Origin of the sequence: Methyloversatilis universalis EHg5 (assembly GCF_000378945.1) — a bacterium.
Lineage (GTDB): Bacteria > Pseudomonadota > Gammaproteobacteria > Burkholderiales > Rhodocyclaceae > Methyloversatilis > Methyloversatilis universalis_A.
In genome coordinates, this window is record NZ_KB900539.1 from 15,704 (window position 1) to 35,458 (window position 19,755).

Genomic DNA, 19,755 nt, shown 5'->3' on the forward strand with positions numbered 1-19,755 from the left:
CAAGAGGGGGGTGCGCCGCGTCACCGAGGCGCAGGACGGGTAAAACTGGATTCTGTTCATGCTGCGCGCCATCCCATCTACGGCGCAACAGACCCAAGATCAGGTGCAACGGATTCGTGCCCTGTTGGAAAGTGTGCGCGCACGGGCGCAAACCGAAGCGCCGGTGATCTAAAGATCGATGTCATCTTCCTGCACCCGTGTGCCAAGATCCAGTTTGTCGTCGATGCGGACATCGTAAAGCGGCAGACCGTCTGACCTACCTGCAGACTCTTGCCGAGTTGGGCATCCTGCGCGAGCAGAAGTATGGCCGCGAGAAGTACCGCATCAACGAAGTCCTGTTCAACGAACTGGCCAGTTGAGCGGAATGCGTAGACGTACCCGACAGGTTTCAGCGAAATTCACCGCCAGCGAAGGCGGGCGTCGGCCAACCGCGGATGCTGCCGACGGTTGGGCAGCGTGAAAATGAGATGGACGACCAGAACATGAACAAGCCGTTTTCATTGCGCATCTTTGTCGCTGATGGCGACCCGGACGGGCTGCGTATCGTCGAGCGATCGAACTGGATTGGCAAAGCGCTGATGTTCCCGCGTGCCCTGCTGCCCCAGGTGAAGCAGCGCGATGAACTGAAGCAGACCGGTGTCTATCTGCTGCTCGGTCCGCGTGAGGATGGTGAGGGTGAACTGCTCTACATCGGCGAAGGCGACCCGGTGCGCCCACGGCTCGAAAGTCACTACGTACAGAAGGATTTCTGGACTCGCGCCATCTGCTTCATCGCGGCACCGGGGCAGCTCAACAAGGCACATGTGCAATTTCTCGAAGCCCACCTGATCCGCTTGGCGAAAGCGGCCCGCCGTGTGCCACTGGACAACGCCAACCAGCCGCTGGAATCCAGTCTGTCGGAAGCGGATCGCGCCGACATGATGGTGTTTCTGGAAAACATGCTGGGGATGTTGCCGGTGATGGGCGTTCATGCATTCGAGTCAAGCCCCGCACCGATAGGCAGGAAAGAGGTGCTGCTTACCTGCAAGGCAAAAGGCGTTCTGGCGACCGGTTTTGAGTCCAGCCAGGGCTTCGTCGTAAAGGCGGGTTCCCAGACGGTGACCGTGGTGACGCCAAGCTTTCAGCAGATGCGCAGATCAAACGACCTGCGGCAGGAACTGATCGAGAACGGCGCCCTTGTTCGTGATGGCAACGTCTACCGCTTCACCCAGGACTACGTATTCAGCTCACCTTCGTCGGCGTCAGACATGGTGCTCGGAACCTGTTCCAACGGACGACTCATGTGGAAGGACACGCGGGGCCGGACCTTGAAGGAGTTGCAGGCTGAGGAGGCCTCGGTCTGATGGACGGTCTGGTGGCGCAGATAGGGATCGCACTGATTGTCGTGGGTCCGATGGTGGTCAGCGTTTTTCTCGGAGGCTTTCTGCTTCAGCGCAGGAAGGCCATCGCTCGCGCCCGCCGCAAGTCTCCTATTGGGTTTGATCTGCTTCGCCCACCCGGTCATGGTTTGGGCGAGCAGATAGAGCAACTGCAGGAAGATCTGTGGGAGCAGCTGTTCAGACTGATGTTTGTGCCGACTGCAGTGGTGGCCTTGTACTTTGGCCAGATCGCACTTCTCGGTGACAAGAACGTGGGGCTAGGCGTCGCGCTTATATATGGTGCATTGACGGTGGCGAATGCCGCTTACTGTCTACGTCAGCTCCTGAAAATTGCGACCGAGCTCGACAAGCTGAAAGCAGGCTATGACGCAGAGCTGGCTGTGGGCCAGGAGCTCAATCAGCTGATGCATCAGGGCGCATTGGTGTTTCACGATTTTCCTGCTGAGCAGTTCAATATCGATCACGTCGTTGTTGCTCGGCAAGGTGTGTTTGCCGTCGAAACCAAGGGCTATACGAAGCTCGCGGAAGGTGATGGCAGGAAAAATGCGACGGTCGTTTTTGACGGCAAGAAGCTTGTCTTTCCAAATTACTCGACGACCAAGCCTCTCGAGCAGTCAGCGCGGCAGGCAAAGTGGTTGACTGAGTGGCTGTCCAGCGCAACCGGCACGCGAGTACGAGCGGCGCCAGTACTTGCACTGCCCGGTTGGTTCGTAGACCCGGGCGGCGAGGGCACAGTCATCGTTCTGAGTGGGCGGATGCTGAAAACCCTGCTGGAAAAGAATGCACATCAGTCGCTTACGGACCAGACGATCCAGCAGATTGCCCATCAGCTCGGTCAGCGTTGTCGCGACGTCACACCGCTCTATTCGCGATAGCAGCGACATCATCACACCTGCGCCGCCTCAGTGCGCCCGCACCGTCCGGGGGCATGCCTCCACTGCACTACCCGTTGATCTGAAAGCACTTTCCAGCTGGCACGAATGCTGCGCGGGGTGAGGACCCTTTCCGCCTCCATCCCCAATCCAGATAAGGAGCGCATCACATGTCCGGCTGCACACATCCCGCACATCAGCACTGCAGTTTCTGCGATTCGAAAGGTCGTCTGACCGTCGAGGTCGATGGCAACGGCGACCCGCATATCGACGATCCGGCGCCCAAGGATCCGTCGCGGCGCGGGCTTCTGAAAGGGTCGATCGCGGCCGGGCTGGGCACGCTGGGCGCCGGGCTGGTCGGCAGTTCGATGGCGCGGGCGGCTGACGGCACGATGCAGACGCGCAGCCACTACTTCATCCCGGCCAGCGCCGACACGGTGCACTGGGGCTATTTCTCGAAGTCGCTGAAGCCGCAGGTGGAAATCAGTTCCGGCGATTTCGTCACCATCGAAACGCTCACCCACCACGCCGGTGACGATTACGAGCGCATGATCAAGGGCGACCCGGGCGCCGAGAGCGTGTTCCACTGGGACAAGAAACGGAAAGGCGTGAACCGGCGCGGTGCCGGGCCGATGGATGCCAGCCTGTTTGGCCGGGGCGCGGGCGAAGGTCTGGGCGTGCACATCTGTACCGGTCCGGTGTACGTGAAGGGCGCGGAAGAAGGCGACGTGCTCGAGGTGCGCATCGTCGATGTGGCGCCGCGGCCGAGCGCCAACCCGACGTACAAGGGCAAGAGCTTCGGCGTCAATGCGGCGGCCTGGTGGGGCTTCCACTACAAGGACCTGATCACCGAGCCGAAGAACCGCGAAGTGATCACCATCTACGAAATCGACGCCGGGCTTGACCGCAACTGGGCGCAGGCGGTGTACAACTTCCAGTGGACGCCGCAGACCGACCCCTTCGGCGTGGTGCACAAGACCATCGACTACCCGGGCGTAATCGTCGATCACGCGACGGTGAAAGAGAACCACGGCGTGCTGAAGAACGTGCGGGTGCCGGTGCGGCCGCACTTCGGCGTGGCCGGTGTCGCGCCGAAGGAGGCGGATATGGTCGATTCCATCCCGCCCAGCTATACCGGCGGCAATATCGACAACTGGCGCATCGGCAAGGGCGCCACCATGTACTACCCGGTCGCGGTCAAGGGCGCGCTGTTCTCGGTCGGTGACCCGCACGCCGGCCAGGGCGATTCCGAACTGTGCGGCACCGCGATCGAGTGCTCGCTCACCGGCACCTTCCAGTTCATCCTGCACAAGAAGGCCGACCTCGCCGGCACGCCGCTGGCCAAGCTCGAATACCCGCTGCTTGAAACCCAGGACGAGTGGGTGATCCACGGCTTCAGCTTCGCCAACTACCTGGCCGAGCTGGGCGATAAGGCGCAGAGCGACATCTACGCCAAGTCATCAGTCGATCTGGCGCTGCGCGATGCCTTCCGCAAGAGCCGCACCTTCCTGATGGACACTCAGGGCCTGAGCGAGGACGAGGCGATTTCGCTGCTGTCGGTCGGCGTCGATTTCGCGGTTACTCAGGTGGTGGATGGCAACTGGGGCGTGCACGCGGTGATCCGCAAGGCGCTGTTCTCCGGCGGCAGTCTGTAAGGCCAGGCGGCAGGCCTGGCCCACACCGAGGCCTGCCGTGTGCAGCACAGTCTTCATGGCGCGGCGTGACCTGTTCGATGATGCCCGCGGTGACGCACGCGGCATCATCACGCATCCATCTTTCGCCGCTGCTGCCATGTCCTTCCCGCTCGACGCCTATCTCGCCCGCATCGCGTGGACCGGCGCCGCCCGCCCGCCGGCGGACAACGCCACGCTGGACGCGCTGGTGCTGGCGCACACCATCGCCATCCCGTTCGAGAATCTGGACCCGATACGCAGCCGGGCGGTCGAGGTGGACAGTGCCTCGGTGGCGGCCAAGCTCATCGACGCACGGCGCGGCGGCTACTGCTTCGAGCACAGCCGCCTGTTCGCCGACGCGCTGCGCGCGCTCGGTTTCACGGTGCGGGAGCTGGTCGCGCGCGTGGTGTGGAACCAGCCGGAAGGCCTGGCCACGCCGCCCTTCCACATGCTGCTCGACGTCGATACGCCGGACGGTCAGCGTCTGGTCGATGTCGGCTTCGGCGTATTCACGGTGACCGCCCCGCTGCGCTGGCAACCGGATGTCGAACAGGCCACGCCGCACGGCCGCTACCGGCTGCTGCTCGACGGTGAGGAATGGTGGCTGCAGGCGTTTGCTGGCGAGTGGCGGCCGCTGTACCGGCTGCGGCGCATCGAGGTGCATGCCTGCGACTACGTGGCGCCCAGCTACTACCTGTCCACCCATCCGCAGTCGCTGTTCACCCAGAACCTGCTGCTGGCCCGTGCGGGTGCCGACCGGCGCTGGACGCTGTTCAACCGCGAACTGTCGGAATACCGCAACGACGGCGGCATCGAGCGTCGCGTGCTGGCCGATACCGATGCACTGATCGCCACGCTGCAGGATCTGTTCGGACTGGCGGTTGCCGATCAGCCGGATCTGGTGGTGCAGCTGCGGGCCTTGCCGGAAAGCTGAATGCGGGCGGTTTTCAGCCGTTCGACACCTGGCTGCCGGCCGCCAGCCCGAAAGTCCGCGCGAACTGTTCCGCCGACAACGCCTGCCCGAACAGATAGCCCTGGCCGTCGGTGCAGCCTTCGTTAAACAGCCGGATGCGCTGCACGTCGCGCTCTATGCCCTCGGCGATGCTCTCCAGCTCGAAGCTGCGGGCAATGTCCAGGATGGCGCGCACCACCGACGCATCGCGCTCCGATTCCAGCATGCCGTCGACGAATGAGCGGTCTATCTTGATCCGGGTCAGCGGGTAGCGCTTGAGCAGGCTGAGCGAGGCGTAGCCGGTGCCGAAGTCGTCGAAGGACACGCCCACCCCGAGCGCCCTCAGCCGCTGCAGCGTGTCCAGCACCCGGTCATCGTGGTCGAGCACGATGTTTTCGGTGACTTCCAGTTCCAGCGCGTCGGGCGGAAGGCCGTAGCGGTCGAGCACTTCGGCGACCTCAGCCACCAGATCGCCGACCCGGAACTGGGCGCTGAAAAGATTCACGCCTATCCGGAAATGCGGCGCGCCGTTGCGCCGCCAGAACGCGGTCTGGGCGCAGGCCTCTTCCAGCGTCCAGCTGCCGACCATGGCGGCCAGCGGTCCGCCTTCGAGTGCCGGCAGGAAAGCCGCTGGCGCCAGCAGCCCGCGTTCCGGATGCAGCCAGCGTATCAGGGCCTCCGCGCCGCTCAGCCTGCCGTCCGCCAGCCTGACCTGAGGCTGATAGAACATCAGGAATTCGCCCTCGTGTGCGGCCCGGTGCAGTTCCATGCTGTACAGCCGCCGCGCCACCGCTTCCATGCGCAAGGCCGGCAGATAGGTGAAGCACTGCGCGCGACCGACCTTCTTCGCCTTGAACAGCGCCAGATCCGCATTGCCGATCAGTTCCAGCGCTTCGGCCGCGTGCAGCGGCGCCAGCGCGATGCCGGCACTGGCGGCCACCCCCACCTCGTGTCCGTCGATCACGATGGGTGTTTCGATCGAATTCAGCAGCGCCTGCGCGATTCCGGTGGCCCGTTCCAGGCTGTCCATGTCGGTCAGCAGCAGCGCGAATTCGTCGCCACCGATGCGTGCCGCGAGGTCGTGCTCGCCGGCGCAGGCCTCCAGCCGCCGCGCGACCTGCTGCAGGATGCCGTCGCCGATGGCGTGGCCCAGCGTGTCATTCACGTCCTTGAAGCCGTCCAGATCGATCATGACGACGGCCACCTGCTGCGACCCTGTCAGTGCACGCTCCACGCTGCGGAAGAAGGCGGCCCGGTTGGCCAGCCCGGTCAGGCCGTCGGTGGTGGCCATCCGGCGCAGTGCGTTTTCGCGTTCATGGCGCTCGGTGCAGTCCTGCAGATGAGCGCTGAAAGTGATGCCGCGCGCCTCCCGGTGCAGGAACAGCGTCAGCCCGAGCAGCAGTTGCGTACCGTCGCTGCGCAGGCCGATGATGTCTCGGGGCACCGTAAGCCCGTCCAGCGATGCCTGCGCTGCGGCCTGCGCAAGCAGGGTGCGGAAGGCGGGGCGCTCCTGTGCCGGCAGCAGCGCGTCGGCCGGTGTGCCGGCACAGCGTTGCGGGTCGATGCCGAGCAGTGCGGCCGCAGCGGCGTTGCAGCCTATCAGCAGCCCGCCGGCATCGAAGGCGATCAGCGGGTTCGGTGCGTTCTTCGCGAAATCGTCGAAGGCAGGGCGGCCGTGCTCGGGGGCCGCCTCGATGCGGCGCAGTTCCATGCGGTCGGCGGCCATCTTCGCCAGTTCGCGCAGGCGCTCGCAGTCCTCGTCGCTGAAATCCGCGTGTGGCTGGCTGTCGATCACGCACAGCGCGCCCAGCGCATGACCGTCCGGCGACAGCAGCGGCACGCCGGCATAGAAGCGCAGCCCGGCTGAACCGGTGACCAGCGGGTTGTCATGGAAGCGTTCGTCCAGCAGTGCGTCCGGCACCACCATCACTTCGCGCTGGTTGATCGCGTGCGCGCAGAAAGACACGTCGCGCCGCATGTCGACCGCCTGGTCTATGCCGGTGCTGGCGGCGAAGAACACATGGTCGCTGCCGATCAGGTTCACCGCGGCCACCGGCATGCCGAACATGCGCGTCGCGATGCGCACCACCGGGTCCAGACTGGGCAGCGCATGGCTGCTGTCCAGCCCATAGGCAGCCAGCGCCATGAGGCGTTCCGGTTCTGACGGAAGAATGGAAGGACATTTCATCGCGATATCCCGATAGGGAACGGACAGGCCTTTGCAGGGGCCGTCCGCTCTGATCTGCAGGAATGGCGGTCGGGTCGACCGGCATATTCATCCATATGGTATGCCGATCCAGCATATGCGGACTGTACGCCACACCTCAGGTCATGGATGTTGCCGACGCATTTTGTTTCAGCGCATCTGTACCGTTCAGTTGCGGTATTCCACTCGTGAGCGCATCAGTGGATGCTTCATGGCGTCTGTCCGCACGCTGCAGTTTTCGACAAGACAAGGCTGGCTGATCGGGCCCAGACTACGGTTTTGTCCCGTTCTGCCGCCGTGCTTTCGCTGCTTGCCCCCGTGCTGTTCGTGCTGGTCTGGTCCACCGGCTTCATCGTCGCCCGCGCGATCGATGGCGTGGCCGACCCGTCGCTGTTCCTGCTTGCGCGCTTCACGCTGACCACGCTGATGTACGCAGCGCTGGGTCTGGCGCTGCGGGCGGCCTGGCCGGCGCGTGCGCAGTGGCCCAAGCACTTCGTAGCCGGCGGTCTGCTGCAGGGCGTTTACATGGGCGGCGGCTACTGGGCGGTGGCGCACGGCCTGTCGCCGGCGGTGATGGCGCTGCTGGCCACGCTGCAGCCGATGCTGACCGCACTGATCGCGCAGCGCCTGTTCGCCGAGCCGCTGGGCCGGCATTTCTGGGGCGGTCTGGCGGCCGGTGCGCTGGGCGTGCTGATGGTGCTGGCGCCGCGCTTGTCCGCGGTCGGGCCGGAAGCGCTGTCGCCGCTGGTGGTGGGCGTGGCACTGCTGTCGGTGGCCGGTATTACCGCCGGCACGCTGGTGCAGAAAAGCTCGATCGCCGCCGCCGACCTGTTCACCTCCAGCGCGCTGCAGAACGCCGGCGGTGCGCTGATCTGTCTGTGCGCCGCGCTGGCACTCGGCGAGTCACTCTGGGTGCCTGGCCCGGCGCTGTGGGGCGCGCTGGCGTGGGCGGTGCTCGGCCTGTCGGCCATCGGCAGCACGCTGCTGGTGTGGATGGTGCGCCACGGTTCGGCCGCGCGGGTGAGCGTGCTGGTGCTGCTGGTGCCGCCGCTGGCCGCGGTGCAGGCGGCGCTGCTGTTCGGCGAGCGGCTCAGTCCGCTGCAGATCGGCGGCTTCGCGCTGGCCCTGGGTGGCGTGCTACTGTGCCGGCGTCGCTGAAAGTCATGCCATGCACGCCGCCGATCCCAATGTCGATACCCGCTGCTACGCCGCCGAACCGGCCGGGCACGCGCACGACTTCCATCAGGTGGTGCTGGGCGGCGACGGCGGTACCGAACTGGAGGTGGAGGGCCACCTGCACCGGGTCGACGCCGGCGCCGGGCTGGTGATTCCGGCCGGCACCCGGCACGACTACCGTGGCCTGGACCACGGCAACCGCCAGCTGGTGGTGGACCTGCCAGCCGACTCGGTCGCCCTGCCCCGCGCGCTGTTCGAGTGCCCGCGTCCCTTCGCGATCGACGCCGCCTTGCGCGGCCGGGTGCAGCCGCTGCTCGGTGTGCGCGACAGCAGCGTGTCGCGGCCGCGTCACTGGATGCTGGCCGCCCGCTTCGCCGACGATCTGGCGCGCCGCCTGCATGCCGCCCCGGTGGCGCACGACGCCCGCCGCTTTCCGGTCGCCCGCATCGACGGCTGGCTGCGCGCCCACGCCGGCGAGCCGCCGTCGCTGGCGGTGCTGGCCACGCATTTCGGCTACGGCCCGCGGCGCTTCCACGACCTGTTCGTCGATGCCTTCGGCGAAGCGCCCCACCGCTACCTGACCCGCCTGCGGCTGGACGCCGCACTCGCCCTGCTCGACCGGCCCGACTGCACGCTGGCCGATATCGCCGCCGACACCGGTTTCGCCGACCAGAGTGCCTTCACCCGCCGCTTCACCCAGCGTTTCGGCCAGCCACCCGGCCACTGGCGCCGCGCTGCGGCTAGCATGGCGGCCTGAACTTCGCGCCGAGCGCCGTCATGCCCCACACCCCGGACAGTCCGAAAGCTTCCGCCGACACCGAACACCTGCTGGCGCGCGCCCACATCGAGGGCGTGGACGAGGCGACCTGGCTGGACGTGATCCAGCGCATGGACGAGGTGTATTCGCAGCTGGTGAGCGACGAAATCGCGCTCGAACAGAAGAACGTCGAGCTGGAAGAGTCGCAGCAGTTCATCTTCAGCGTCATGTCCGCCATGTCGGACGTGCTGCTGGTGTGCAACGAGCGCGGCGAAATCGAGGAAACCAATGCCGCGCTGTGCGAACTGGTCGGCCGCAGCGATGACCAGCTGAACGGCACGCCGGTGTACTCGCTGCTGGCCGATGAAGCGAGCGTGGCGCGGCTGCGCGGCATTCTGGGCGACGCCAATCCGTCACGCCGCGGCGCCGCCGCCGAACTGAACCTGCTGGATGCCGAAGGCCGGCCGGTGCCGGTGGACGCCAACCTCACGCCGCGCTTCGCGCGCAACGGCCGGCGCGCCGGCACCGTGTTCGTCGGCCGGCCCACCGCCGAACTGAAGCGCGCCTATCACGAACTGCGCGAGGCGCACGAAGCGCTCAAGCTGGCGCAGCAGCAGCTGCTGCATTCGGAAAAGATGGCTTCGCTCGGCCGTCTGGTGGCCGGCGTGGCGCACGAACTGAACAACCCGATCAGCTTCGTGCTCGGCAACGTGCATGCGCTGAAGAAGTACAGCGAGCGCATGGGCCGCTACATCGACGCGGTGCATGAAGGCGCCAGCGACGAAGAGCTGGCCGCGATGCGGGTGAAGCTGCGCATCGAGCACCTGCTGAAGGATCTGCCTTCGCTGATCGAAGGCACGGTGGAAGGCGCGCAGCGCACCGCCGACATCGTCAATGGCCTGAAGCGCTTTTCCGCGGTCGATTCCGGCAGCCGCGAGCCGGTGGATCTGAACACTGTCATCCGTCGCGCCATCCACTGGATACGCAAGGGCAGCACCGCCGACATCGAACTGGACTGGACGCCGGGCGAACCCTGCATCGTGCAGGGCAGCGCCGGCCAGCTGCAGCAGGTGGTGATGAATCTGCTGCAGAACGCCTGCGATGCCGCCGGCACCGACGGCCAGACCGTCCGTCTCGACCTCGCCTGCGAAGGTCGTGGCGACACGGTGCGCATGACCCTGCGCGACAGTGGCCCGGGCATCCCGGACGAATACCTGTCGCGCATCTTCGAACCCTTCTTCACCACCAAGCCGGTGGGCAAAGGCACCGGGCTGGGCCTGTCCATCAGCTACGGCATCGTCGAACAGCACGGCGGCACGCTCACCGCGCTCAACCACCCGAAGGGCGGCGCCGAATTCGTGCTCGAACTGCCACGCACAGATTCACCGTCATAAGGTGGGGCGGCGTTTGCCCGATGGCGGACTGAAACCGCCTGCGGCCCTGCACGGGCTGCATCGCGGCGGGGGCGCCGCTCCCACGGCAACTGCCGCGAGCGGAGCTGTTTCTGTGGGAGCGACGCCCCCGTCGCGATCGGCCGCCTGCGAGAACCGAGCTGCAGCCCTTACGCTGCCTTGCGCAGCACGATGCGCCCGGCCATGCCGGCGCAGCCGAAGGCTTCGAAGCGTTCGATGCAGAGGTCGCGGGCGGCGGCCATGGCGTCTTTCATGAACTTGCGCGGGTCGAATTCCGACGGGTCCTTGGCCATGGCGCGGCGCATGGCGCCGGTCATCGCGAGGCGGATGTCGGTGTCGATGTTCACCTTGCGCACGCCGTGGCGGATGCCTTCCTGGATTTCCTCGACCGGCACGCCGTAGGTTTCGCGGATGTCGCCGCCGTGCTCGCGGATGATGCCCAGCCAGTCCTGCGGCACGCTGCTGGAGCCGTGCATCACCAGGTGGGTGTTCGGGATGCGCGCGTGGATGGCCTTGATGCGGTCGATGGCGAGGATGTCGCCGGTCGGCTTGCGGCTGAACTTGTAGGCGCCGTGGCTGGTGCCGATGGCGATGGCCAGCGCATCGACGCCGGTGGCGGCGACGAATTCGGCGGCCTGGTCCGGGTCGGTCAGCATCTGGTCGTGGGTGAGCACGCCGGCCGCGCCGACGCCGTCTTCCTCGCCGGCGGTGCCGGATTCCAGCGAGCCGAGGCAGCCCAGTTCGCCTTCGACCGACACGCCGACCGCGTGCGCCATGTCGACCACGCGGCGGGTCACGTCCACGTTGTATTCGTAGCTGGCCGGCGTCTTCGCGTCTTCCATCAGCGAGCCGTCCATCATGACGCTGGTGAAGCCGGAGCGGATGGCCTGCACGCATACCGCCGGGCTGGCGCCGTGGTCCTGGTGCAGCACGATGGGCAGCTCCGGATACATTTCCGCGGCCGCTTCCACCATGCGGCGCAGGAAGGGCTCGCCGGCGTACTTCCGGGCGCCGGCCGAGGCCTGCAGGATGACCGGCGCATTCACCTTCTGCGCCGCCTGCATGATGGCCTGTATCTGTTCAAGGTTGTTGATGTTGAAAGCGGGCACGCCGTAGCCGTGTTCGGCGGCGTGATCGAGCAGCTGGCGCAGGGAAATCATGGGCATGCGGTTCTCCTTGAAGGACGGTGCGAAATAAAAAAATCGGGACGGCGGGAAAACGCGGACGCGGGCGTCCGGACTGCTGCGGTTTCAGGCTTGAGGGCGTCGCATCACGACGCCTTCCATACGGCGGCGGTATCGACCATGCGGTGCGCGTAACCGCGGTCGCCGCGGTAGCCGGCGCACACCTTCACCACGCGGCCGGACACCTGGGTCCAGCCGGCTTCGAAGATGCATGAGCGGGTGTCGCGGTCGGACAGCGCGGTGCTGAACGGTGTGTCGCCGTAGCGCACGATGTCCGCCCAGTCGCCGAAGGCGGCGGCCTGCATCAGGCTGTTCACCTCTTCGACCGTGGTGGTGCGCTCGGCGACGAACACCATGCCGATCAGCGAGGCGTGTACGCCGGGCATGCGCATCGGTTCGGTTTCGTCGAAACAGTGGTCCAGTTCGGGCAGCACCCGGTGCAGGTGGTCGGCGGCGCCGGTGCGCAGCGGCAGTGCGAAGCCGTCGCCCTCGACGTCGTGCGGGCGGCTGTACACCGCGGTGAGCATGGCGTTGGAAATGCCCAGCGCGTCATGCAGCACCCGCGCCACCGGCGCGATGCCGTGGGTGGCGCGACAGGCGCCGTGTACCGCGCGGTGGCTGGGCCGCAGCGCGCGGTGGTTAACGCCATACACGACCGTGGTGTCGGCACCGCGGGCGGCCGGTGCGCAGCTCAGTACCCGCCGCGCACCGGCGGCCAGATGGGTGCGCGCGTCGCGGCCGCTGCAGTCGAACACGATGTCGACCGCGTGCCGCTTCCACGGCAGACGGCGCGCGTCGCGCTCGCGGCTGCGCGGGACGATGCCGGCACCCCCGGCATCCCCGCTCGGCGTGTTCAGTACGACCAGATCCAGGTCGTCCCGTCCGGCCAGCGCGTGCAGCACGCTGGCCGCCATGGCGCCGCTGCCGTCGACCGCGACGCGCACGCTCACGGCTGCTCCGTCGTGGCGAGCAGGGCCCGCGCACGGGCGGCCACCGCGTCCGGCGTGATGCCGAACTGCTGGAACAGCTGGCCGGCCGGTGCCGATTCGCCGAAGCGGTCCAGGCCGACCACATCGCCGCGTTCGCCGACGTACTTCCACCACAGTCCGGTGCTGCCGGCTTCCACCGCGATGCGCGGCAGCGCACGCGGAATCACGGTTTCCCGCCAGTGCGCGTCCTGCCGTTCGAATACCTCGACGCAGGGCACGGACACCACGCGGGCGGCGATGCCTTCCGCCGCCAGCAGCTCCGCCGCCAGCAGCGCGATGCCGACTTCGGAGCCGGTCGCGATCAGGCACAGCCGGGCGTCGCGTGGCGCGCGCAGCACGTAGCCGCCGCGCGCGATGTCATCGATGCGCGGCGTGCCGTCGCCGGCGTGCGGCAGCGCCTGGCGCGACAGCAGCAGGCAGGCCGGGCCCGGCTGCGGACCCGTGCCGCGGCGCAGCGCCTCGCGCCAGGCCACCGCGGTTTCGGTGGCATCGCCCGGCCGCCACACATCGACGCCCGGAATCAGCCGCAGGCTGGCCGCGTGTTCCACCGGCTGGTGGGTCGGGCCGTCTTCGCCGAGGCCGATCGAGTCGTGGGTGAACACATAGGTGACCGGCAGGTTCATCAGCGCCGACATGCGTATCGCGTTGCGCGCGTAGTCGGAGAAGGTGAGGAAGGTGCCGCCGTACGGACGATAGCCACCGTGCAGCGCGATGCCATTCATCACCGCCGACATGCCGAATTCGCGCACGCCGTAATGCACGTGGTTGCCGGTGCCGTCGCCCTTCAGCGGCCGATGGCCCTTCCAGTCGGTCAGGTTGGAGCCGGTCAGGTCGGCCGAGCCGCCCAGCAGTTCCGGAATCGCCGGTGCCACGATGTGCAGCGTGTCCTGCGAAGCCTTGCGGGTGGCCACCGAGGCGGCGCGCGCTTCGGCGGCGTCACAGGCGGCTTCGAGCGCACGCAGCGCGTCCGACGTGAGCGGGGCGTCGCGGCGCAGGCGCCGGCGCAGTTCGGCCGCCAGTTCCGGGAAGGCCTTGGCGTAGTTGTCGACCCGCTGCTGCCAGGCGCGGTGCGTGGCGGCGCCGCGCTCCTTCGCCGACCAGGCGGCGCGCAGCGTCTCCGGAATCTCGAACGGTGCCGCACTCCAGCCCAGCGCTTCGCGGGTGAGCGCGATTTCGACGTCGCCCAGCGCCTCGCCGTGCGCCTTGGCGGTGCCGGCGCGGTTGGGCGAACCCTGGCCGATGCGCGTCCGGCAGCACACCAGCACCGGCTTGTCGCTGTCGCGGGCGGCCTCGATGGCGGCGTCCAGCGCCACCGGGTCGTGACCGTCCACATTGCGCACCACGGCCCAGCCATAGGCCTCGAAGCGGGCCGGCGTGTCGTCGGTGAACCAGCCGCTCACGTCGCCATCGATCGAAATGCCGTTGTCGTCGTAGAACACCACCAGCTTGTTCAGCTTCCAGGTGCCGGCCAGCGAACACACTTCGTGGCTGACGCCTTCCATCAGGCAGCCGTCGCCGACGAAGGCCCAGGTGCGGTGGTCGATCACCGTGTGGCCCGGCCGGTTGAATTCGGCGGCCAGGAGCTTCTCGGCGAGTGCCATGCCGACCGCGTTGGCGATGCCCTGGCCGAGCGGGCCGGTGGTGGTTTCAACGCCCGGCGTGACGTCGATCTCCGGATGGCCCGGCGTGCGTGAATGCAGCTGGCGGAAGCGGCGCAGCTCGTCCATCGGCAGGTCGTAACCGGTGAGATGCAGCAGCGCATACAGCAGCATCGAGCCGTGGCCGTTCGACAGCACGAAGCGGTCGCGGTCCGGCCACTGCGGGTCGGCCGGGTCGTGCTTCAGGTGGTGGCGCCACAGCGCCTCGGCGATGTCGGCCATGCCCATGGGCATGCCCGGGTGGCCGGAATTCGCGGCCTGCACCGCGTCCATGGCCAGCGCACGGATCGCGTTGGCGCACTGGGTGCGCAGAAAGAGCGGGGCGTTCATGTCGTTCATCGCGCTCTCCTCAGGCGGCCCGCTGCTGGCGGCGGCGTTCGATCAGACGCAGGATCATCGGCGTGAAGATGAGCTGCATCGCCAGTTCCATCTTTCCGCCCGGCACCACCAGCGTGTTGGCGCGCGACATGAAGGAGTCGTGCAGCATGCTGAGCAGATAGGGGAAGTCGAAACCGCGCGGGTTGGCGAAGCGGATCACCACCAGGCTTTCGTCGGCGGTGGGTATCGTGCGCGCGATGAAGGGGTCGCTGGTATCGACCACCGGCACGCGCTGGAAGTTGATGTGGGTGCGCGTGAATTGCGGGCAGATGTAATGCACGTAGTCGTGCATGCGGCGCAGGATGACGTCGGTCACGGCTTCGGTGGAATAGCCGCGGGTGCTGCGGTCCCGGTGGATCTTCTGGATCCACTCGAGGTTGATGACAGGCACCACGCCGATCAGCAGATCGGCGTACCGGGATACATCAACATGTTCGGTCTTCACGCCGCCGTGCAGGCCTTCGTAGAACAGCAGTTCGCTGTCGGGCAGCGGCTCCCACGGCGTGAAGGTGCCGGCCGGCTGCTGGTAGGGCGCGGCTTCTTCGTCGTTGTGCAGGTATTTGCGGCTGCGGCCGGTGCCGCTTTCCGAGTAGTCGCGGAATAGCTGTTCGAGTTCGGCGAACAGGTTGGCGTCTTCGCCGAAGTGGCTGAAGTGCGGCCGGCCGCCGGTTTCGGCTTCGGCCATGGCCTTCTTCATTTCGGCGCGGTCGTAGCGGTGGTAGCTGTCGCCTTCGATGATGGCGGCCGATACGTTTTCGCGGCGGAAAATGTTCTCGAAGGTGCGGGTGACCGACGAGGTGCCGGCACCGGACGAACCGGTGATGGCGACGATGGGGTGTTTCGCGGACATGGAAAACCTCGCGGAAGGATGCGGAATCGGGTGTGCGTTCAGACGATGTCTGCGAACAGGCCGCGCTTGCCGAACAGCGGCGAGCGGAAGTCGTCCGCCGGCTCGCGGTGGTAGGCCTCGATGCGCTCGACCTCGTCGGCCGAACCGAACACGAAGCCGATGCGCTGGTGCAGCGCCTCCGGCTGCACGTCCATCAGCCGGCTGCGGCCGGTGCTGGCGCGGCCGCCGGCCTGTTCGATCAGGAAGGAGATCGGGCTGGCTTCGTACAGCAGGCGCAGGCGGCCGGGCTTGGCCGGGTCCTTGTTGTCCTTCGGGTACAGGAACACGCCGCCGCGCATCAGGATGCGGTGGGTTTCCGCCACCAGCGAGGCGATCCAGCGCATGTTGAAATCGGCTTCGCGCGGGCCGGTGCGGCCGGCCAGACATTCGTCCACGTAGCGGCGCACCGCCGGCTCCCAGAAGCGGCTGTTGGACGCGTTGATCGCGAATTCGCGGGTGGCCGACGGCACCTTCAGGTCCGGGTGGCTGAGCACCCATTCACCCAGCACCGGGTCCAGCGTGAAGCCGTGGGTGCCGCTGCCCAGCGTGATCACCAGCATGGTGGAGGGGCCGTAGATCGCGTAGCCGGCGCACACCTGTTCGCGGCCCGGCTGCAGGAAGTCGGCGGTGGTGGCTTCGCGGTCCGGATCGGGCGCGCGGGTGATCGAGAAAATGCTGCCGACCGACACGTTCACGTCGATGTTGGACGAGCCGTCCAGCGGGTCGAAGGCGAGCAGGTACTTGCCGCGCGGGTACTGGCCCGGCGGCAGCGAAATGTCGTCCAGCTCTTCCGACGCCATGGCGGCGACGTGGCCGCCCCATTCGTTGGCGCGCAGGAAGATCTGGTTGCTGAGCACGTCCAGCGTCTTCTGTTCCTCGCCCTGCACATTGCCGCTGCCGGCCGAGCCGAGCACGCCGGCCAGCCCGCCGAAAGCCACCTTGCGCGAAATCGCCTTGCAGGCGAGCGCGACGTCGGTGATCAGCGCATTGAGGTCGCCGGTCGCCTCCGGATGACGACGGCGTTCTTCGATCAGGTACTGGACCAGCGTGGTGCGTCCGCCTGTGGGCATGATTTCTCCTCCCTTGATGTGAATTCCTGAGCGCGTGCCGTCTGTGCGGCGCTGCGCGGGCATGTGATGACTATTCGGTCTGTTCCTCGAAGCGCGCGCTCATTGCGGCCAGCAGTTCGGCCGGGCGGGTCAGTGGCCAGGGCGTGACGCCGGGGGCGGAGGCATGCTCGCCATAGCCCCAGCCGACCAGCGCCACCGGGCAGCCGGCGGCCTTGGCCGCCAGCAGGTCGGCCGCGCTGTCGCCCACCATCAGCAGCTGCGCCGGCGCGACCGCCAGCCGGTCCGCGGCATCGACCAGCATGGACGGCGAGGGCTTGAGCAGCTCTTCGCGGTCGCCGCCATGGACGGTGGACATGAAGGGCAGCAGGCCGGCGGCGGCGAGCACCGCGCGCGCCAGCGGCGTGGGCTTGTTGGTCACCACCACCAGCGGGCACAGCGCGTACAGCCCTTCCACCATTTCCTCGATGCCGTCATAGACCATGCCGTGGTCCAGCGGCGCGGCCAGCGTGGCGCGGTCGAAGGCGGCGCGCAGCCGGGCGGGCAGCGTGGCGTCGTCGGTGCGGCCGAGGTGGGCGAGTGCGCGCGCGATCAGCTTGTCCGGGCCGCCGCCTATCCAGCCGCGCACGGTGACGAGGTCGACATTCGGCAGGCCGGCGGTGGACAGGCCGACATTCAGCGCGTGCCAGATGTCGGCGGCGCTATCGACCAGCGTGCCGTCGAGGTCGAAGGCGATGGCGTGGATGCGGCTCAGGTCAGGGATGTTCTTGTCAGGCATGAGAGGACTCGTGGGCGAAGGTCTGCGCGCGGCCGGCGAGGGCGCGTTCGCGCAGCGTGCGGATGGAATCGGCATAGCGGCCGCCGGTGAATACGGCGGAACCTGCGACCAGCGTGTCGGCGCCGGCGGCGGCGACGCGCGCGGCGTTGTCGGCATTGACGCCGCCATCGACCTCGAGCCAGATGTCGCGGCCGCTGGCCTCGATGCGCCGGCGCACTGCCTCGATCTTGGGCAGTGCGGATTCGATGAAGCGCTGGCCGCCGAAGCCCGGGTTCACCGACATGATGAGCACCAGGTCGAGCTGGTCCAGCACGTGGTCGAGCACGCTGAGCGGCGTGGCCGGGTTCAGCACCAGACCGGCTTTCACGCCGTGCGAGCGGATGAGCTGCACGGTGCGGTCGATGTGCTCGCTCGCTTCCGGGTGGAAGGAAATGATGGACGCGCCGGCCTGGGCGAACATCGGAATCAGCGCATCGACCGGCTTCACCATCAGGTGCACGTCGATGGGCACTGTCGCGTATGGCTTTATGGCCTGACACACCAGCGGCCCGACCGTCAGATTGGGCACGTAGTGGTTGTCCATCACGTCGAAATGGATGAGGTCGGCGCCGGCTTCGATCACCGCGCTCACTTCGTCGCCGAGGCGGGCGAAGTCGGCCGACAGCAGGCTGGGGGCGATGCGAACGCTCATGACAGGGCCTCTTCGCGCAGGCCACCCAGTTCGGCGAAGGACAGCCATGCCGTCTCGCGCAGCCGGCTGCCCGGTTCGCCGGCCAGCGGGATGGCGGGTTCGCCCAGGTGCGGCAGCAGCAGGTCGGCGTCCGACAGGTCGTGGTCCTCGCTCCAGTAGGTGGGCGTGACCACGGTCCACAGGCCGGCCGCCTGCGCGGCGCGCAGGCCGTTGTCCGAATCCTCGAAGGCGATCGCGTGTTCGGCGCGCACGCCGAGGTGCTGCATGGCCAGCAGGTAGATGTCGGGCGCCGGCTTCTTGGCGGCGACCTGGTCGCCGCAGGCGATGACGCCGAACAGGTCGAGTGCGCGCGTGCCCAGCGTGGCGTGCAGCAGCGCGTCGACATTGGCGGCGGTGGTGGTGCTGGCGATCGCCAGCCGGCAGCCGGCCGCGGCGGCTTCGTCCAGCAGGCGGGCGACGCCCGGCCGCAGCGGCACCGCGCCGTCGCGCACCACCGCGCTGTACAGCCGGGTCTTGATCGCGTGGATCTGCGGAATGCGGGTGCCGAGGTCGGCGCGGTCGGCTTCGCTCAGGTCCAGCGACGCGATGTGGCGTGCAATGCGCTCTTTGCCGCCGGTGGTGGTGAGCAGCCGGCGGTAGTCGGCGCGGGTCCACTTCCAGCTCAGGCCCAGCTGTTCGAAAGCGAGGTTGAAGGCGGTGCGGTGCGCTTCTTCGGTGTCAGCCAGCGTGCCATCCACGTCGAAGATGAGGGCATCAAGACGCATGGAGGTCGTCCTTTCCGTCGGCCGCGAATACGCGGCTGGCCAGCACGTCCGACGCTTCGAGCCGGCACAGCGCGTCGCGGTCGGGCGCAGCGTCGGCGCCGAACAGGCGGGTGGCGTGACGCAGCCGGATGCGGTCCAGCGCATTGCGCACCGAACGCGCGTTGGCGAAATGCGGCTGCTGGCGGCGCAGCGCGATGTAGCGTGCAAAAGCCTCGTGCGCGTCGCCGTCGAAGCGATAGTTCAGGCCGCCTAGCATCAGGTCGGCGATGCGCATCAGCTCGTCCTCGCTGTAATCCGGGAAGTCGATGTGGTGCGCGATGCGCGACGCCATGCCCGGGTTGCTGGAGAAGAAGGTGTCCATGCGGTCGCGGTAGCCGGCGAGGATCACCACCAGGTCATCGCGGTGGTTCTCCATCACCTGCAGCAGGATTTCGATCGCTTCCTGGCCGTAGTCGCGCTCGTTCTCGGGCCGGTACAGGTAGTAGGCCTCGTCGATGAACAGCACGCCGCCCATGGCCTTCTTGATCACTTCCTTGGTCTTGGGCGCGGTGTGGCCGATGAACTGGCCCACCAGGTCGTCGCGGGTGACCGCCACCAGATGACCCTTGCGCACATAGCCGAGCTGGCGCAGCACTTCGGCCATGCGCAGCGCGACCGTGGTCTTGCCGGTGCCCGGGTTGCCGGTGAAACACATGTGCAGCGAGGGCGGCTGCGACTGCAGGCCCTGCTGCGCGCGCAGCCGGTCGATCAGCAGCAGGGCCGCGATGTCGCGGATGCGGCCCTTGACCGGCGCCAGCCCGACCAGCTCGGCATCGAGCTGTTCGAGCAGCGCCTGCACGCCGGACGAGGCGAACATCGCGCGTGGCGACGTCGCCTCGCCGGCGGCAGCCGGCACGGTCTGGATCAGGGTGGCGGCGTCCATTGCGGCCG

Annotated in this window: 18 protein-coding genes; 8 read left to right on the top strand and 10 right to left on the bottom strand. The window is 67.4% G+C overall.

Annotated elements, in window-relative coordinates:
* The first annotated feature begins 197 nt into the window (after nt 1-197).
* The 5 genes from METUNV2_RS20260 to METUNV2_RS0100070 all read left to right on the top strand — a co-directional run bounded on the left by METUNV2_RS20260 (nt 198) and on the right by METUNV2_RS0100070 (nt 4,858).
* Nucleotides 198-359, top strand: a complete 162-nt coding sequence (locus METUNV2_RS20260) for a hypothetical protein (protein ID WP_332309770.1) — start codon at nt 198-200, stop codon at nt 357-359.
* A gap of 108 nt (nt 360-467) precedes the next feature.
* A complete protein-coding gene (locus METUNV2_RS0100055; RefSeq protein WP_018227473.1) occupies nt 468-1,343 on the top strand; it encodes a GIY-YIG nuclease family protein in 876 nt (291 codons plus the stop codon).
* Nucleotides 1,343-2,254 (top strand): nuclease-related domain-containing protein, encoded by a 912-nt coding sequence (locus METUNV2_RS0100060; protein ID WP_018227474.1) that lies wholly within the window; start codon nt 1,343-1,345, stop codon nt 2,252-2,254. Before METUNV2_RS0100055 ends, METUNV2_RS0100060 begins: the two co-directional genes overlap by 1 nt.
* Before the next feature lie 167 nt (nt 2,255-2,421).
* Nucleotides 2,422-3,906, top strand: coding sequence for an acetamidase/formamidase family protein (locus METUNV2_RS0100065; protein ID WP_018227475.1), 1,485 nt, complete (start codon nt 2,422-2,424; stop codon nt 3,904-3,906).
* Nucleotides 3,907-3,961: 55 nt separating this feature from the next.
* A complete protein-coding gene (locus tag METUNV2_RS0100070) occupies nt 3,962-4,858 on the top strand; it encodes an arylamine N-acetyltransferase family protein (RefSeq protein ID WP_018227476.1) in 897 nt (298 codons plus the stop codon).
* A 13-nt stretch (nt 4,859-4,871) separates the two neighbouring features.
* On the opposite strand, the gene METUNV2_RS0100075 is transcribed toward METUNV2_RS0100070, so the two are convergent.
* The gene (locus METUNV2_RS0100075) at nt 4,872-7,064 is read right to left on the bottom strand and encodes a putative bifunctional diguanylate cyclase/phosphodiesterase (RefSeq protein WP_026187739.1); all 2,193 of its coding nucleotides are present in this window, start codon (nt 7,062-7,064) and stop codon (nt 4,872-4,874) included.
* 315 nt (nt 7,065-7,379) lie between these two features.
* On the opposite strand from METUNV2_RS0100075, the gene METUNV2_RS0100080 reads away from it, so the two are divergent.
* The 3 genes from METUNV2_RS0100080 to METUNV2_RS0100090 are packed head-to-tail and all read left to right on the top strand — an operon-like array spanning nt 7,380 to nt 10,409.
* Nucleotides 7,380-8,240, top strand: a complete 861-nt coding sequence (locus METUNV2_RS0100080; RefSeq protein ID WP_026187740.1) for a DMT family transporter — start codon at nt 7,380-7,382, stop codon at nt 8,238-8,240.
* Nucleotides 8,241-8,250: 10 nt separating this feature from the next.
* The gene (locus METUNV2_RS0100085) at nt 8,251-9,015 is read left to right on the top strand and encodes a helix-turn-helix transcriptional regulator (RefSeq protein WP_018227479.1); all 765 of its coding nucleotides are present in this window, start codon (nt 8,251-8,253) and stop codon (nt 9,013-9,015) included.
* A 20-nt stretch (nt 9,016-9,035) separates the two neighbouring features.
* Nucleotides 9,036-10,409, top strand: coding sequence for a sensor histidine kinase (locus tag METUNV2_RS0100090; RefSeq protein WP_018227480.1), 1,374 nt, complete (start codon nt 9,036-9,038; stop codon nt 10,407-10,409).
* A gap of 167 nt (nt 10,410-10,576) precedes the next feature.
* Here METUNV2_RS0100090 and fba read toward each other — a convergent pair whose 3' ends face one another.
* The 9 genes from fba to cbbX all read right to left on the bottom strand — a co-directional run bounded on the left by fba (nt 10,577) and on the right by cbbX (nt 19,747).
* A complete protein-coding gene (gene fba / locus METUNV2_RS0100095) occupies nt 10,577-11,593 on the bottom strand; it encodes a class II fructose-bisphosphate aldolase (protein ID WP_008063508.1) in 1,017 nt (338 codons plus the stop codon).
* A 104-nt stretch (nt 11,594-11,697) separates the two neighbouring features.
* A complete protein-coding gene (locus tag METUNV2_RS0100100; RefSeq protein WP_018227481.1) occupies nt 11,698-12,561 on the bottom strand; it encodes a glyceraldehyde-3-phosphate dehydrogenase in 864 nt (287 codons plus the stop codon).
* Nucleotides 12,558-14,597, bottom strand: a complete 2,040-nt coding sequence (tkt, locus tag METUNV2_RS0100105) for a transketolase (protein ID WP_018227482.1) — start codon at nt 14,595-14,597, stop codon at nt 12,558-12,560. The genes METUNV2_RS0100100 and tkt overlap by 4 nt, the downstream gene beginning before the upstream one ends.
* A gap of 10 nt (nt 14,598-14,607) precedes the next feature.
* A complete protein-coding gene (locus tag METUNV2_RS0100110; RefSeq protein ID WP_008063502.1) occupies nt 14,608-15,486 on the bottom strand; it encodes a phosphoribulokinase in 879 nt (292 codons plus the stop codon).
* Nucleotides 15,487-15,524: 38 nt separating this feature from the next.
* The gene (locus METUNV2_RS0100115; RefSeq protein ID WP_008063499.1) at nt 15,525-16,595 is read right to left on the bottom strand and encodes a class 1 fructose-bisphosphatase; all 1,071 of its coding nucleotides are present in this window, start codon (nt 16,593-16,595) and stop codon (nt 15,525-15,527) included.
* Nucleotides 16,596-16,665: 70 nt separating this feature from the next.
* Nucleotides 16,666-17,370 (bottom strand): HAD-IA family hydrolase, encoded by a 705-nt coding sequence (locus tag METUNV2_RS0100120; protein WP_018227483.1) that lies wholly within the window; start codon nt 17,368-17,370, stop codon nt 16,666-16,668.
* Nucleotides 17,363-18,061, bottom strand: a complete 699-nt coding sequence (rpe, locus tag METUNV2_RS0100125) for a ribulose-phosphate 3-epimerase (protein ID WP_018227484.1) — start codon at nt 18,059-18,061, stop codon at nt 17,363-17,365. The genes METUNV2_RS0100120 and rpe overlap by 8 nt, the downstream gene beginning before the upstream one ends.
* Nucleotides 18,058-18,825 carry an HAD-IA family hydrolase gene (locus METUNV2_RS0100130; RefSeq protein ID WP_018227485.1) on the bottom strand — a complete coding sequence of 256 codons (768 nt, stop codon included), beginning with the start codon at nt 18,823-18,825 and terminating at the stop codon, nt 18,058-18,060. Before METUNV2_RS0100130 ends, rpe begins: the two co-directional genes overlap by 4 nt.
* On the bottom strand, nt 18,815-19,747 hold the full coding sequence (cbbX, locus tag METUNV2_RS0100135) for a CbbX protein (RefSeq protein WP_018227486.1): 933 nt from the start codon (nt 19,745-19,747) through the stop codon (nt 18,815-18,817). The genes METUNV2_RS0100130 and cbbX overlap by 11 nt, the downstream gene beginning before the upstream one ends.
* Nucleotides 19,748-19,755: the final 8 nt, after the last annotated feature.